Source organism: Streptomyces sp. DH12 (assembly GCF_020873895.1).
In the GTDB taxonomy this organism is placed as follows: domain Bacteria; phylum Actinomycetota; class Actinomycetes; order Streptomycetales; family Streptomycetaceae; genus Streptomyces.
Map to the genome: position 1 here is coordinate 1 of NZ_JAHWGT010001647.1, position 391 is coordinate 391.

General features: G+C 77.2%; 1 pseudogene. It reads right to left on the minus strand.

Annotated elements, in window-relative coordinates:
• Window positions 1–327 (minus strand): annotated as a pseudogene (locus tag LPA54_RS41530) (LytR family transcriptional regulator); the annotation flags it as partial.
• Window positions 328–391: the final 64 nt, after the last annotated feature.

Here is a 391-nt window from a genome sequence, read left to right on the forward strand (position 1 = left end):
GTCGATGTTCCCGTACAGGCGGTCGTACCAGTAGTAGGCGAACGCCGAGCCGCCGACGAGCACCAGGCCCATGACGCCCCCCGTCCACATCAGTGCCTTGCGCCTGCCGGTCCTCTTCGGCTGCCTGCGGCCGCGGCGGTGGGTGTCGCGGGGGGCGTCGGGGGCGGGGTCACCGTCCCGCTCGCGCGGGCCCGGGTCACGCTCGCGCGGGCCGTCGGGACGCGGGCCGGGTGCCCGCGGGGTGCGCTGCCGGGGGACCGAGGGCGGCGGGGGCGGCGCGGCGCCGTCCAGCCTCAGCTCGTAGTCACCGGTCTGCGGATTGAGCACCCACTGGTCGGCGGGATCGGCCCCTTCCGCCCGCCCACGACTCTGCGCGTCCACGCCCCCACCC